The organism is Sphingobacterium sp. UBA865 (assembly GCF_002295765.1).
Classification (GTDB): Bacteria; Bacteroidota; Bacteroidia; order Sphingobacteriales; family Sphingobacteriaceae; genus Sphingobacterium; species Sphingobacterium multivorum.
The window spans coordinates 450,376-464,936 of record NZ_DBGB01000042.1; the positions used below are offsets into that span (position 1 = coordinate 450,376).

Annotated in this window: 12 protein-coding genes and 3 tRNA genes; 6 read left to right on the top strand and 9 right to left on the bottom strand. The window is 38.8% G+C overall.

What is annotated here, in order from left to right; genetic code table 11:
- Positions 1-69: 69 nt before the first annotated feature.
- The 3 genes from murB (at position 70) to B2O97_RS24960 (ending at position 2,134) form a co-directional block, all read left to right on the top strand.
- The gene (gene murB / locus B2O97_RS24950; protein WP_286754273.1) at positions 70-1,086 is read left to right on the top strand and encodes a UDP-N-acetylmuramate dehydrogenase; all 1,017 of its coding nucleotides are present in this window, start codon (positions 70-72) and stop codon (positions 1,084-1,086) included.
- Positions 1,087-1,347: 261 nt separating this feature from the next.
- Entirely contained in the window at positions 1,348-1,857 is a 510-nt protein-coding gene (locus B2O97_RS24955; protein WP_046671910.1) for an RNA polymerase sigma factor, read from the top strand.
- A 31-nt stretch (positions 1,858-1,888) separates the two neighbouring features.
- Positions 1,889-2,134 (top strand): cytochrome b5 domain-containing protein, encoded by a 246-nt coding sequence (locus tag B2O97_RS24960; RefSeq protein ID WP_112374185.1) that lies wholly within the window; start codon positions 1,889-1,891, stop codon positions 2,132-2,134.
- Here the strand turns inward: B2O97_RS24960 and B2O97_RS24965 are convergent, their stop codons facing one another.
- The 5 genes from B2O97_RS24965 to mgtE all read right to left on the bottom strand — a co-directional run bounded on the left by B2O97_RS24965 (position 2,135) and on the right by mgtE (position 5,090).
- Positions 2,135-3,049, bottom strand: coding sequence for a PfkB family carbohydrate kinase (locus B2O97_RS24965; protein ID WP_070570461.1), 915 nt, complete (start codon positions 3,047-3,049; stop codon positions 2,135-2,137).
- 57 nt (positions 3,050-3,106) lie between these two features.
- A tRNA-Asn gene (locus B2O97_RS24970) sits at positions 3,107-3,180 on the bottom strand.
- An 88-nt stretch (positions 3,181-3,268) separates the two neighbouring features.
- Positions 3,269-3,342 (bottom strand) — tRNA-Asn (locus B2O97_RS24975).
- Positions 3,343-3,392: 50 nt separating this feature from the next.
- Positions 3,393-3,466 (bottom strand) — tRNA-Asn (locus B2O97_RS24980).
- A gap of 247 nt (positions 3,467-3,713) precedes the next feature.
- Positions 3,714-5,090, bottom strand: a complete 1,377-nt coding sequence (gene mgtE, locus B2O97_RS24985) for a magnesium transporter (RefSeq protein ID WP_286754272.1) — start codon at positions 5,088-5,090, stop codon at positions 3,714-3,716.
- 802 nt (positions 5,091-5,892) lie between these two features.
- On the opposite strand from mgtE, the gene B2O97_RS24990 reads away from it, so the two are divergent.
- Complete coding sequence (locus tag B2O97_RS24990; protein ID WP_286768336.1) at positions 5,893-8,580, top strand: hypothetical protein; 2,688 nt, start codon at positions 5,893-5,895, stop codon at positions 8,578-8,580.
- Positions 8,581-8,591: 11 nt separating this feature from the next.
- Here B2O97_RS24990 and B2O97_RS24995 read toward each other — a convergent pair whose 3' ends face one another.
- From B2O97_RS24995 to sppA, 3 genes are all read right to left on the bottom strand, one after another.
- On the bottom strand, positions 8,592-9,461 hold the full coding sequence (locus B2O97_RS24995) for an endonuclease/exonuclease/phosphatase family protein (protein ID WP_083296135.1): 870 nt from the start codon (positions 9,459-9,461) through the stop codon (positions 8,592-8,594).
- Between the two features lie 164 nt (positions 9,462-9,625).
- Positions 9,626-10,816 carry a phosphoglycerate kinase gene (locus B2O97_RS25000; protein WP_070570453.1) on the bottom strand — a complete coding sequence of 397 codons (1,191 nt, stop codon included), beginning with the start codon at positions 10,814-10,816 and terminating at the stop codon, positions 9,626-9,628.
- A 216-nt stretch (positions 10,817-11,032) separates the two neighbouring features.
- The gene (gene sppA / locus B2O97_RS25005; RefSeq protein ID WP_115047815.1) at positions 11,033-12,799 is read right to left on the bottom strand and encodes a signal peptide peptidase SppA; all 1,767 of its coding nucleotides are present in this window, start codon (positions 12,797-12,799) and stop codon (positions 11,033-11,035) included.
- A 239-nt stretch (positions 12,800-13,038) separates the two neighbouring features.
- Here sppA and folK point away from each other — a divergent pair, with 239 nt between their 5' ends.
- Positions 13,039-13,542: a 2-amino-4-hydroxy-6-hydroxymethyldihydropteridine diphosphokinase gene (folK, locus tag B2O97_RS25010; protein WP_070570448.1), complete on the top strand. Its 504-nt coding sequence runs from the start codon at positions 13,039-13,041 to the stop codon at positions 13,540-13,542.
- Positions 13,523-13,867: an Hpt domain-containing protein gene (locus tag B2O97_RS25015; protein ID WP_115047813.1), complete on the top strand. Its 345-nt coding sequence runs from the start codon at positions 13,523-13,525 to the stop codon at positions 13,865-13,867. The genes folK and B2O97_RS25015 overlap by 20 nt, the downstream gene beginning before the upstream one ends.
- Here the strand turns inward: B2O97_RS25015 and pssA are convergent.
- The gene (gene pssA, locus B2O97_RS25020; protein ID WP_070570444.1) at positions 13,864-14,550 is read right to left on the bottom strand and encodes a CDP-diacylglycerol--serine O-phosphatidyltransferase; all 687 of its coding nucleotides are present in this window, start codon (positions 14,548-14,550) and stop codon (positions 13,864-13,866) included. The two genes, B2O97_RS25015 and pssA, sit on opposite strands and share 4 nt — an antisense overlap.
- Positions 14,551-14,561: the final 11 nt, after the last annotated feature.

The window sequence follows — 14,561 nt, forward strand, 5'->3', positions numbered from 1 at the left end:
ATACTATCTTTACCGATTATCATGCTAAAGATAGCTGATTTTTTTGAATTTCTGAAAACTAAAGTCAACATGAAGTTAAACATTCAATCGAATATATCTTTAAAAGCTTTCAATACGTTTGGAATTGAAGAAAAGACAAATTTTCTAATCGAAGTGAATGACAATGAAACATTGACCGAAATTTTTAAAAATGGTATTTTTAAGGAGAACTTCTTTGTTCTTGGCGCAGGTAGCAATGTCCTTTTCACCAAAGCATTCGACGGCTATATTATTCGTATGACGAGCAAGGGCATACAGTCAAAAATTGATGGCGATGATGTCTATGTCACAGCGCAAGCGGGAGAAATCTGGAATGACTTCGTTTGGTATTGTATCGAACATAATTACGCGGGTATTGAAAACATGGCCCTAATTCCTGGCACTGTTGGTGCTTCACCTGTGCAAAACATCGGTGCCTATGGTACCGAGTTGATGTATGTTTTTCACGAATGTCAGGCTTTCGATACGCATACCGGTAACTTTGCGACCTTCAAAAAAGAAGATTGCGATTTCTCCTATCGCGACAGTATCTTTAAAACAGCACACAAAGGGCGTTTTATCATTACTCAGGTCACTTATAAGCTAAGTCAAACAGCTCATATCAATACAACTTATGGTGCAATTGAAGCCGAACTCGCCAAAGAAAACATAACAAACCCGAGCATTGCCGACATTGCAACCATTGTCTCCAAAATCCGCGTAGAAAAGCTTCCTGACCCAAGTACAGTGGGAAATGCAGGTAGCTTCTTTAAAAACCCTGTAGTGACAGCATCAACTTTTGGACCTCTTCAGAAAGAATACCCTACAATACCGCATTATCCAATGCCCAATAATGAAACAAAATTGGCTGCTGGATGGTTAATAGAACAATGTGGTTGGAAAGGAAAAGAATATGGACAAGCAGGTGTATGGAAAAATCAGGCACTTGTACTAATAAATAGACAAAACGCTACAGGACAGGAAATTTACAATCTATCGGAACAAATTATAAGTGATGTAGCCAACAAATTTGGCATCAATCTAGAGCGTGAAGTTAATTTACTGTAAAGATTTAAAAAAAGTATTTTTACTCTTTTTAAATCTGAAAGCAAAAGAAAAACAGGCTTCACTTTAGCTAAACATCACTTTGAGCTAATTTTATTTACTTAAAGTTAGCTTACGCACACGTTTGCTTTGCTTAAAATAATCTTAAAATTATATTAACAAATCTAATTTTGCCATTTTTGGCGCATTTTTTGCCTCATACTTAATGAACCGCATTTATAAACGTACTGTTTTGTAAAAAGAACAGTTATAATTCATTAAGCTATGACAAAGAATGAATTTGACACCATGGTTATTGAGCAATCGGACTCATTAAAACTCTACGCCAGAAATTTTACCAGTGATTACGAAGATGCCAACGATCTCGTTCAGGACACAATCCTGAAAGCTGTAACCTATTTTAAAAATTTCAAAGAAGGAACCAATTTGAAAGGATGGCTTTACACCATCATGAAAAATACGTTTATTAACAACTATAGACGTATTGTGAAAACCAACTCTTTCATTACGAAAGACGAGGATATTTCTAACGCTAACCTCCTATTATCCGCTTCCTCAAATCAGGGCGAAAGCAAATTTGTCATGGAAGACATCCATGAAGCTTTATCTAGTCTTTCCGAAGAATATTACATCCCTTTTTCATTGTACTTCGAAGGTTTTAAATACCACGAGATATCGGAACATTTAAATATCCCCATCGGAACGGTAAAAACAAGAATACATGTCGCTAGAAAATTAATGAAGAGATCACTATCGGCCTATAAAGTAGCTTAGTTTTTCTATCTTCGCCTTTTTACAATGACGAATGGCAGAAGAATTATCGGAATACAGCAAAAGCCAACTGGCTTTACGTAATGGTCAGGACAAACCACAGATCTGGGTTGCTTATCGCGGACTTATCTATGATGTCGGAGAAAGTAGACTGTGGAAAAACGGAATGCACTACGAACATTGGGCCGGACAAGATCTAACTGAGGAGCTCCAAGAAGCCCCTCATTCAGCATCTGTATTTTCAAAATTTCAGATCGTCGGAAAACTGAAAGATCAATGATTATAAATTAAACTGAGATAGGGCAACAAAAGCATTCAAACGCTTTTGTATGTCCTCTTCGGTAAGATCAACCAACCGATCTGTTCCAAATTTCTCTACACAGAATGAAGCTAGCGCAGAACCAAAAATCAATGCGTTCTTCATGTTTGTAAAGTTGATACTTTTTACTTTGGCAAGATAGCCAATAAAACCTCCAGCAAAGGAATCTCCCGCACCAGTTGGATCAAAAACATCTGCTAATGGTAGCGCCGGAGCAGAAAAAATCTGATTCTCTCCAAAAAGAAGCGCACCGTGTTCACCTTTTTTGATAATTAAATATTTAGGTCCCATTGCTAAAATGACTTTTGCAGCTTTAACCAGCGAATACTCTCCAGAAAGTTGCCTTGCCTCTGAATCATTGATGGCTAAAACATCAACCTTGAGAAGCACTTTTCTTAAGTCATCCATGGCAACATTCATCCAGTAGTTCATGGTATCCAGAACAACCAACTTAGGCTTGTGTGCCAAGCGCTCCAACGTAGTCAATTGTATTTGAGGCGTAAGATTGCCCAAGAGAAGATACTCGCAATCCTGGTAACTTTCAGGAATAATAGGATCAAAATCAGCCAATACATTTAAATCTGTCGCCAAGGTATCACGGCTATTCATATCGTTATGATACCTGCCAGACCAAGAAAAAGTTTGCCCACCAGTAATCACCTGAACACCCGTAACATCTATACCACGGCTCCTGATAAGATCGAGATTATCATTTCCAAAATCCTCCCCAACAACACTGACCAATTTGATTTGATCACATAGATATGACGCCGCTAGACTCGCAAATGTACCGGCACCACCTAGAATTTTGTCAGTTTTACCGAACGGTGTTTCTATTGTATCGAAAGCCACCGTACCAATAATTACTAAACTCATAGTTTTTTAATAAGCATGGTAAACAAAAAAACCGGCATAAAGCCGGTTTCAATATTGCTCCTGAAGCTGGGCTCGAACCAGCGACCCTCTGATTAACAGTCAGATGCTCTAACCTGCTGAGCTATTCAGGAATTTATTTTTCGAGAAATTCCTTTCTCATAGAGTGTACAAAAGTAGTACATTTTAATATCATTTGCAAATAAAATATTTGCATTGTTGCTCCTGAAGCTGGGCTCGAACCAGCGACCCTCTGATTAACAGTCAGATGCTCTAACCGGCTGAGCTATTCAGGAATGAAAAATTGAATATTTTAAAAACTCCGGTTATGTAAGTTATTAAATTGCTCCTGAAGCTGGGCTCGAACCAGCGACCCTCTGATTAACAGTCAGATGCTCTAACCTGCTGAGCTATTCAGGAGTGTTTTTCAATTTTTCCGGAGACCCTATTGCGTTTCCGTGATGCAAGTATCGGAAGATTATTAGAATACTACAAATTTTTTGAGCACATTTTTTACAACTTCCTAAATTCCAATTAGAATAATTTATTTTTATTTTTTCAAACAGCTCCACAAAATCCCCTTTTCAGCACTTAAACCAACATTATCCTTCTTTTACCTTCAATCGCCATCAGCGGATGAACGACCAGTATCGGCAATTGCGTACAATTAAAGCAACACACCTTTCAAAATTAGCGTTGCCACACTAAAATAAATCAGCAAACCTGTTACATCGACTAACGTCGACACAAAGGGCGCTGAAGAACTCGCAGGGTCGGCCCCAAGTCGTTTCATCACAAAAGGCAACATAGACCCCATCAACGACCCCCAAAGGACCACACCAACCAATGACAAAGAGATAACTAATGCAACCAACACCCAATACTGACCATAGCTATGCGCAAAAGATTGCCATGCCATAATCCTTATAAAACCCAAAGCCCCCAAAATAAGTCCCAGCAGTAAACCCGAAAGAATCTCTCTTCGCATCACACGCCACCAGTCACCCAAGGTAACTTCCCCCAGGGCCATCGCTTGAATAATTAATGTTGAGGCTTGCGAACCGCTATTTCCACCACTGGATATAATAACAGGCATCAGTGCAAACAACATAATCGCACTTGCCATTTGCTCCTCGAAATGCTCAATAACCGTAGCGGTCAAAAGTTGTCCCAGAAAAAGCACAATAAGCCATCCAGCTCTCTTCTTCACCAAGTTCTTAATCGACACATCCAGATAAGGTTCATCCAACGCCTCCGTTCCCCCGATACGTTGCATATCTTCCGTGTACTCCTCGTTTGCTACCCAAAGAATATCATCGACAGTCACAATCCCCAACATAACCCCCTGTTCGTCGACAACAGGCAAGGCCACGCGATTATTCATCCGGAAGATGTTGATCGCTTCCTCCTGGGGATCGTAAGCATTCAGCGAGATCAGCCGATGATCGATCAAATCTCCAACGACTCTATCTGGCTCCGCCATCAGCACATCTTTAATCCGAATATCATCAACCAGCTTCCCATTTCCATCAATCACATACAATACATCTATCGTTTCCGAATCTCTTCCATAACGCCTAATATGCCCCAATATCCGTTCAATACTCCAATGTTCTTTTACGGTAATATAATCAGGTGTCATTAGGCGCCCAACGCTGTCTTCCGGATAGCCCAGCAAAGCCAATGCTTCAACACGATCTTTGGGTGGCAACAGTAAAATTAAATGCTTAATATCGTCCTTCATTTCTGAAAAAAAAGAAGTCCGATCATCGGGAGGTAACTCGTTAATTAGTGCGCTAATTTTTGCTTTAGAAAGCTTCTTAAAAATCCTGTTTTGAGTAGGGAAATCCAGAATACGAAAAACGTTAACTGCGCGATTCAAATTTAACGATTCAATAAATAGTGAACCATGTTCGGGCAACTCATCAATCAGCTCCTCAACTTCTGAAATATTTAATTCATTCAAAAATTCTTCCAGCCCAACAAGATCTCCACCTGCTATCAATTGCTCTATTTGATTCACCTGCATTTCCAGTTCTTCCATATCTCTCAATTTAAAAATCCTACATCTAAACAAAGTTTATATGTTACAAAAATCGCTTTTTTAAAGTAAATTCTGCATAAAAAAATAAATAATAAAAACCTGCAGTCTGTCGCAGTAATTGGGATAAATACCCCGCGTAACGTTCAATGCCCAATTCAAAAACAAGACATTTTGTCATTAGTAAAAAACTAAGGGAAACCATTCTCGCCAACAACTTCAACAGATCTCTACAAAAGAAAGACGATGAAATTTATCGTCTAATTACCGATCCATTTTTTTTATCCAATAAAATGAATCAGGCCACACCCAACTCGCCAGCACACTCCCAAAGCAACACCCCATAGACGTCTGATTTTTCCACAAAAAAAACAGACAAATTTTCTCGGCGCAGTCTTAGAATCGCTATTTATTTAAGTATATTCGTCGTATACTTTAACCTGTTCAATATAGTGCTTTTTTTTCAGAACAGCCCAATATCATCAGGTTGTTTTACAGAAAAAAATAGTAAAAAGAAGTAAATCATAAAAATCATAAAAGCCTATTATTCAAATATAAATAAATTTTAAACAGAAGTTAAAGTTCATATAAATAGGAATAATAAAACTAAAAAAAATAGCAAACACTCGATATACAAAAATTAATGAAACATAAAAACATAATTATCAACATATTATCATTATTATCATTAATAATATATTCACAAAAAAGTTCTGCTCAATTTTTTGAAGACAGCCAAGCGCCCTTAAGCCAAAAATGGTATAAAATTGAAACCAAGAATTTTCGACTAATTTTCCCTGAGGAAATGAAGAGCAAGGCCCCTACCCTAGCTGACCAGGTTAACCGATCGCTGCGTACAACTGCTAGAAATTACAAAATAACACCGCGGAAAATTCCATTCATTATCCATAACACGAATCTACAAACGAATGGTTTTGTACAGCTGTCTCCACGTAAATCTGAACTGTACAGCACCGCAGGCGCAGAACCCGACAACCAGACCTGGCTACCCAATTTGATCCTTCACGAGTCAAGACACGTAAGTCAATTTGACAAATTGACAGGAAAACTACGCGCGCCATTTTTTGAACAATTAGCCCTTGCCTACTACGGACTGACCGTTCCTTCCTGGTATTTTGAAGGCGATGCAACCCTTACAGAAACCATATATTCGGAGGGAGGGCGAGGAAGATTACCCGCTTTTGAAATGCCCATCAAAGCGAACTTTCAATCGAATCACAGCTATAGTTTTAATAAATATTTATTGGGGTCCTATAAAGATATAGTCCCGAGTTACTATACAATCGGCTATCTGATGACCTCCACTTTAAAGTCGGAATTACCTTCGAATTATGAAGCCGACCTCTTTTCGGAGCTGAACAAAAAACCATTATATCCCTATAATATCAATCGTGTTTTAAAGAAAAAAATTGGAGGAAATAGTGCCTACTTATACAATAAAACAATAGCAAATTTAGAGACCATATGGAATAAGAAAACAAGCGACTATCAATACCAGAAATACAAAGAAATAGACAAGAAAAACGACAGCTATTACAACAGCAATTTATTACCAAAACACAAGAACGGTCTGATCTATTTCATTAAGCAGAACCCACAAAAGACCAACGCAATTTACACGTATGATGTGGCAACAAAAACAGAAAATAGGCTCGCTAAAACTGGCATACAGTTAACACCACATTTTGACGTAAACAGCAATTACATCGTATGGGACGAGCTCCATAAAGATCCGCGTTTCAACAAAAGAACATACAGCGTTATCAATGTCATGGATCTCAAAACAGGTAAAATTAGCCAGCTCAGCAAACAGACGAGATATTATTCACCCATTTTAAGCCCATTAGACGAAACCATTGCCTGCGTTGAGGTAGATTTATCCAACGACAGCTATCTAACGCTCATAAGCCTTAAAAACAATAGCATCATCAAACGGATAAAAATAGGCAATTCCGAACAGCTGCAACACCCTGCTTTCAACCCCAAAGACGATAAAATAATAGCAATACGATTATCCGAATCCGGAACCGCACTGTGTGAAATCGATCTGAAAAATGACAAAATCACCAACCTAACACCTTGGGACAACCAGCAATATGAAAGACCGCAATACCTTTCGGGTATGAAAATCATCACAAAAGCTAACTTCAACGGTATAGATAATATTTACAGCATCGACCTCCTATCTGGAAAGAAACAGCTTTTGACAAAGGCACAATTTGGCGCGTTCAACCCTTTTTACGATAACGATACAAGGCAATTATTCTTCAACGACTACCAGTACAACGGCTACAAGATCGCCCAGACATCTATCGATACCGCATTTGATATCGACCCAGAAACGGATTACTTTTCGCATTATTACGCCACCGCATTGACCAGAGACAGCGTAAAAAATATCGCTGCAGTCTCCGTAGATACTAGTCAGCACTACCAAATTGTACCCTATCGTGGACTGGGCAGAACGTTCAATTTTCATAGTCTTTCGCTAAGTAGCAGCAATTTTGAAAGCTTCGACAATTTTAAACCAGGAGTCTTCTGGTTATCAAACAACATCTTAAACACCACACAAATTGCTCTGGGGTATGAATATGACACCGACATTCGAAAAGGAGTATACTCGGCAGAACTTACCTACAACAAGTACTTTCCAAAATTCTCGCTACGCTATGAAAACAGAGGGCAAATTGCAGCAGCAAGCATCCCTAACAAACCTGACAGTAGCATCCGTTTCGACTGGCGCGAGCATTATATATCTTCACAGATCTCCATCCCGCTCTCCTTTTACAAAAGAGACTACGTCTACTCCACTGGATTCAACCTGGCGACAGCCTATCTACGGCGCTATGACCTTAGCCGCACAGACGTCAAGAACTTTAATTATGAGACTGCATTTCCCTTGACCTATCAGCTTTACCTCAATCGAAATGCTCGAATGGCCAATATGGACCTCTACCCAAGATGGGGACAAAATTTTAGTGTCACCTACCGACATACGCCTTTTGAAAACAATGCAAAAGGTGAAATTTTATCAGCAAGAACAGTATTCTATCTACCTGGATTTATGAGCAATCACGGTTTTCAAATTAGATTGAGCGCCCAAACAGGATCAGGAATTTATCAATACATCAACGATATCCCTCTTGTGAGTGGATTTAGCTACTACAAATATGAAAAAATAAAAAACACGGTGTTGGTCAACTATCGTTTCCCTATAGCTTATCCCGACCTTGGATTAGGATCTTTAGCCTATATTAAACGTGTAAAAGGAGGAATATTTGCCGATTATCAAAATATACACAAACACAGGGAGATCTCACCAAAAAGCTTTGGAGCCTATCTGTCGCTTGATTTCAATGCTTTCAGATACCCACTTCCAGATTTCGAATTCGTCGTTAAGGGTACCTATATCAATGACAACACGACAACACAACGTGTAGTTCCAACTTTCAGTTTAAACTACACCTATTAAGGATAAGCTGCTTAAGGATGAATCGCCCAGTTAAAATTCAGTGCCAAGGCATAATGATCCGATAAGGGCAATCCTTTGACATTGGTGAATAGATTATTTTCTATTTTATAATCCCGGGCAGCAAGACTGAGGTGACTACTGCTCCGATAGAGGATCTTATCGATAGATTCGCTCTGATTGCTGATAGACAACATATGTGGCGGCTTAAACTCATGTCGCACCTCAGGCACTAAGCCTCCATTTTCGAGCTCAACCCAGCTATCAACCAATGCTGTGGAATCCATAAAATCATGCAGGTTATCATCACAAAAACTATAATGTGCATTAAAATCACCCATTACAATAAGTGGCTTACCACTCGAATGCTCTCCAATATAATCACGTAGCTGATTGAGATTATCCCGGCGTGCACTTGAAGCTTTCCTGCTATTTTGTGCATTTGCATGAACATTATAAACATCCAACCAGACTTCAGGAACGATTTCTATCTGAACTAAGGTGAAGCCCTTGGGTGTCAGAAAATCGGCTCCTGTACGTTTTTTCCAGGGCACACGGACAACATCGGTCATCGGAAAATGAGACAGGGTATTGAGACCATCACCAAAGGGAACACGTCCCTTGGTTCTTGTGCGATATGGATGTGAATTACCGCCCCAATATAGACTTCTATTATAATTGAAATCCTCCTGTACATTAACAATGTCAAAAGGATTGATCTTCTTTCCAATTTCAGCAATACTTCTGCTTCTTCCTGTAATCGCAGAGGAAATAATCCCAGGCAACCCCGCTACATTATACGTCAGTACCGAAAAAAAACCAGAACTATCTTTTTCTTTACTCTTATTAGCATCCATCAATATCTGCATATATAACCATGTCATGATAAATTTAGCAAATACAATAAAAACTCACCAGTGCTACACAAACATTTAACAGATAATTGATTTAATCTGACATTACATCCATAGTTTCGTACAAAACATCGATCTTTTTTAATAAAAAAGGGACAACCTATGTTGTCCCTTTCTAAAGATTTTGATTTATATTAATCTTCAAGTGCCTTCACCCCTGGAAGAACTTTTCCTTCCATGTATTCCAAAAGCGCACCACCACCTGTACTGACGTAACTTACATCTTCAGTCATACCAAATTTACTTACCGCAGCAGCAGAATCACCACCTCCTATTAAAGAGAATGCCCCATTCTTCGTTGCTTCCACAACAGCATCAGCTACAGCTTTGGTACCCTTTGCAAAGGTATCAAATTCAAAAACACCCATTGGACCGTTCCAAAGAACTGTTTTAGAATTTTTGATGATCGCAGCGAAATTTGCTGCAGACTCCTGACCAATATCCAGACCTTGCAAATCTGCAGGAATTTGATCATTTGGTCCATCATATACATTGGCATCGTTGGAAAATGCATCTGCAATCTGAGCATCCGTAGGAATAACCAAGTTTACACCTTTTTCCTTCGCTTTTTTCACCAACTCATTCGCTAAATCAAGTTTATCGATTTCAACCAATGATTGACCAATTTCACCCCCTCTAGCTTTGATGAACGTATAAGCCATACCTCCACCAATTAAAAGGTTGTCAACTTTATCCAATAAGGCCTCAATTAACTGAATTTTATCAGAAACTTTTGCTCCACCCATGATAGCCGTAAATGGTCTAACCGGATTGTTTAATACTTTTTCTGCATTTCCGACTTCTGCAGCCATCAAGTAACCGCTATATTTAGCTCCTGGAAAAAATTGCGCAACAATTGCTGTCGAAGCATGAGCTCTGTGGGCTGTACCGAAAGCATCGTTCACATAGATATCGCCTAATTTTGACAACTTCTCAGCAAATTCAACATCTCCTTTTTCTTCTTCTTTATAGAAGCGAAGGTTTTCTAGCAATAAAACCTGACCAGCTTGTAAAGCTGCCGCTTTTTCTACGGCCTCTGTACCGATACAATCATTGGCAAACTGAACATCAGTACCTAAAACCTGTGAAAGATGAGCAACAATATGTTTTAATGAATACTTATCAGTAGGACCATCTTTTGGCCTTCCTAAATGGGACATCAATATCACGCTTCCACCATCGTTCAAGATCTTCTTTATTGTTGGAGCCGCTCCCTGGATACGATTATCATCCGTAATATTGAAATTTTCATCCAAAGGCACGTTGAAATCCACACGTACCAAGGCTTTTTTACCTGCAAAATTTAAATCGTCTACTGTTTTCATTCTGTAACTTTATTGATTTGGGATTAGGTCGTTTTGTCAAACGAACAGCTAAATATAAAAAAAAGCATTTGCTTTCATTAGAAATAATTATTTATTCATGGCAATCCGTACATTGGATCGAACTTCTCCGCACGCAACGTAAGAATTACCGGCATCGTTATAAATTATAATCACCTACAACCATACCACGATTGGACTTCCTTTACGAATCAATTACTAGTGAATCTCAACGCTATAAGGCATTCTCGCCTGCACCCCCGTCTGTGCTGTAGCTTTTCTCACGACATCAAAATAACGATAATATTCGCCCATTTGCTCTTTTGCAATCCAAACTTGGACTTTTTCTTTTGAATTATTTAATATCGAGGTAAAAGGATCTTCTTTCTCCGGATATTGGGACACTTTATATTTATTCAGATTGGCCTTTTTTGCGGCAGCCTGAATAGCGGCATCCAAGTTTCCGAGACGGTCAACCAATTTATTATTCACACCTTGCGCACCGGTCCAAACTCTTCCCTGCCCAATACTATCTACATCAGCAATGGATAATTTACGGCCGTCTGCAACAACTTTAGTAAATGTACCATATACTTTATCCACTTCCCGCTGGATGATATCCCTTTCTTCTGCTGTCAACGGCCGATCGAAAGAAGTCATCAAATCAGCAAACTTACCCGTCTTTACACCATCATAATGCACTCCAATTTTATTGTTCATCAGATTTTGGAAATTAGGAATCACACCAAATACACCAATAGATCCTGTAATTGTAGTTGGTTCAGCAAATATCGAATCTGCTGCCGCCGAGATATAATACCCACCTGATGCAGCTAAATCTCCCATCGACACGATTACGGGTTTCACTTTCTTGGTCAAAATAACCTCCCGCCAAATAATATCGGACGCTAAAGCAGATCCTCCTGGTGAATTCACACGCAAAACAACAGCTTTAACAGCATCATCTTCTCTTAATTTTCGTAGTTCGCGGGAGAATTTATCACCACCGATTTGACCTGGTCCTGTTCCTTCACCATCAACAATTTCTCCGGCAGCATAAAGAACCGCGACTTCAGATCCGCTCGCATCATCTTTTAACTTTTTATTATAATCCAACAGGGAAACAAACGATATCTCATCCTTTTCCGAAATTTTCAAACGTTTTCTCAAATCCGATAAAAGTTCGTCTTTATACAACTTGGCATCTGCAAGCTTATATTTTACCGCGTCGTCCGCATCCCGGACACGATAGTCATTCGCAATAGCCCGTAATGAATCGGCAGCAATATTTCTGCTCGCTGCTATTTCATTAATAAAGGTACTGTATATACTTCCCAAATATGATGTTACCTGCAAGCGATTGGGATCACTCATTTTATTTAAAATGAAAGGCTCAACAGCACTTTTAAATGTACCTACCTTCACAATTTGCATCTCCACCCCAACCTTGTCCAAAAGGTCTTTATAGAACATCGTAGAACTTGCCAAACCTTTAAAATCAATCGTCCCTTGCGGATTAACGTAAACCTTATCGGCGGTGCTCGCTACATAATAGGCCTTTTGGTCATACCCCGCATTATAAGCAACAACAAATTTCCCGGTTTTCTTAAAAGCCAAAAGTTCGTCTCTCACTTCCTTTAAACTTGCAAAGCCAACTCCGATATGACTAGCATCTAAATAGATCCCTTTAATATTCCCATCCGTCGCCGCATACTTGATCCTCGCCAAAATATCGTCTAGACCAATATTTTTAGTGGAATAACCTGGAAGATTGAGACTACCCAAAGGATTCGCTTCGCTTCTCTCTGAAATATCATAATCAAAGGATAGGTATAAAACCGAGTTGCTTTTAACAACAATCTCCTGATCCGAGGATGCCGAGCTGATGATGGCCCCAATAATCCCCATCAAAACAATAAACAACACAACAAAAGAGATCACAATCCCCGTAATTGTTGCCAGTACGTACTTAAAAAATGATTTCATATTTTGTAATTAAATCCGATCCATAATCGATCTTCCTGTGAAAAGACTTATTTTCACTAAAGGTAATGCAATATTTTTTATTCACCCAGTCTTTTATTTCATCTACCCCACATTTTATTCGCGAAATTAAGGCTCATAGCCTGAAAGAAATTTACATATCCATAGACCATTAATACACTAAATCCAAAAAATAGCCGAAATTCAAACAACTAAGTTTCACAAAATCTTAATTTAGCATCATGAATCAGATTTATATACTATTGGGCACTAACCTTGGGGATCGTTTTCAACAGCTTGATCTAGCGAGAAAACAACTTGAAACACATGTTGGAGCAATTATTGAAGCTTCTTCGATCTATGAAACAGCAGCCTGGGGAGTTGAAGACCAACCGCCCTTTTTAAATCAGGTCGTTTTAGTGGCATCCCGGTTACAGCCCTTAGCATGCTTAAACCTGACACAACACATCGAACAGGAATTAGGACGTATCCGTATAAAAAAATGGGGTGAAAGAGTCATTGATATTGATATACTCTACTTTAACCAGGAAATTATCGATCTGCCATCGTTGCAGATTCCACACCCTTTTATTGCTGATCGCAGGTTTACACTGGAGCCTTTAGTGGAAATAGCACCAGCCTATATCCATCCCGTTTACAAAAAAAATAACGTATATTTATTGAATAAATGCAAAGACGACTTACCTGTAAAGAAAATTAGCGACGATGAACCATATCGATATTGAACTGATCAACCAAAACATGTTTGACAACCAAGACTTAATCAAACAATTTGTATCCATGTATCTTATTCAAACACCTGTCGATTTCGACAAGCTCCGCGAAGCAGTGGCTGAGGGAGATCTTCAAAAGATTGGCGATACAGCCCATCACATCAAACCGACAATGGACTATATCGGTGCCTTTCACTTAAAAGAAAAATTTGAGGAATTAGAGACCAATTCAAAGAACGAAGCATCTCTTGACAGCCTTCGGGCCACTTTTGGTGTTATCGATATTGAAATGAAAGAGCTTCTATTTGAATTGGAACAATATGAAAAAACGATCTAAACCAGATCGTTTTTTTTATTAAAATGCAATGCTGATAATAGGAAATATAAAATTAAAATAATCGGTAAAGCCATAAATTGACCAACAATAAACAAGATCAGCGTCAGGATCAAAAATATGAAGCGAAATTTATTCGTTTTCCAATCCATCGAACTAAATTTCATCGAAAACAACCTAATTTCACTTACCAAAAGATAACTGGTTAAAAGAACACTACCGATTAATACAATCGGATTTAAAACCAATTGTGGGTATTTGTCTGCGATATAAGGTAGAGAAAGCACATAAAATGTATTCATTGGCGTATTCAAACCAATGAAATCCGAAGTTTGGCGCTCATCCAGGTTGAACTTTGCTAAACGTAAAGCCGAGAAAACAGTAATGATAAACCCTAAATAAGGTAACAGAGAACCATCAGGAAATACCTTTGTCAACAAGGTAAACATGATTGTCCCAGGTAAAAAACCAAAACTGACCATATCAGCCAACGAATCCAGCTCCTTTCCTATTGGCGATTTAACATGAAGTAGTCTCGCTACCATTCCGTCAAAAAAATCGAATATCCCGGAAGCAAATACGCAAATAGTGACAACTTGAATATTGCCTTGCAATGCCATCAATACAGCGATACAGCCACTAAATAAATTTAGACAAGTCAGCAGATTTGGGATATGTTTTTTCATGTACAGGATCT

What these genes read in the sequence shown, in the direction of transcription:
- sppA (WP_115047815.1), bottom strand. Translation starts at nt 12,799, where the DNA reads ATGAAATCATTTTTTAAGTACGTACTGGCAACAATTACGGGGATTGTG.
- folK (WP_070570448.1), top strand. Translation starts at nt 13,039, where the DNA reads ATGAATCAGATTTATATACTATTGGGCACTAACCTTGGGGATCGTTTT.
- B2O97_RS25000 (WP_070570453.1), bottom strand. Translation starts at nt 10,816, where the DNA reads ATGAAAACAGTAGACGATTTAAATTTTGCAGGTAAAAAAGCCTTGGTA.
- murB (WP_286754273.1), top strand. Translation starts at nt 70, where the DNA reads ATGAAGTTAAACATTCAATCGAATATATCTTTAAAAGCTTTCAATACG.
- pssA (WP_070570444.1), bottom strand. Translation starts at nt 14,550, where the DNA reads ATGAAAAAACATATCCCAAATCTGCTGACTTGTCTAAATTTATTTAGT.
- B2O97_RS24995 (WP_083296135.1), bottom strand. Translation starts at nt 9,461, where the DNA reads ATGACATGGTTATATATGCAGATATTGATGGATGCTAATAAGAGTAAA.
- B2O97_RS24990 (WP_286768336.1), top strand. Translation starts at nt 5,893, where the DNA reads ATGAAGAGCAAGGCCCCTACCCTAGCTGACCAGGTTAACCGATCGCTG.
- B2O97_RS24960 (WP_112374185.1), top strand. Translation starts at nt 1,889, where the DNA reads ATGGCAGAAGAATTATCGGAATACAGCAAAAGCCAACTGGCTTTACGT.
- mgtE (WP_286754272.1), bottom strand. Translation starts at nt 5,090, where the DNA reads ATGGAAGAACTGGAAATGCAGGTGAATCAAATAGAGCAATTGATAGCA.
- B2O97_RS24955 (WP_046671910.1), top strand. Translation starts at nt 1,348, where the DNA reads ATGACAAAGAATGAATTTGACACCATGGTTATTGAGCAATCGGACTCA.
- B2O97_RS25015 (WP_115047813.1), top strand. Translation starts at nt 13,523, where the DNA reads ATGAACCATATCGATATTGAACTGATCAACCAAAACATGTTTGACAAC.
- B2O97_RS24965 (WP_070570461.1), bottom strand. Translation starts at nt 3,049, where the DNA reads ATGAGTTTAGTAATTATTGGTACGGTGGCTTTCGATACAATAGAAACA.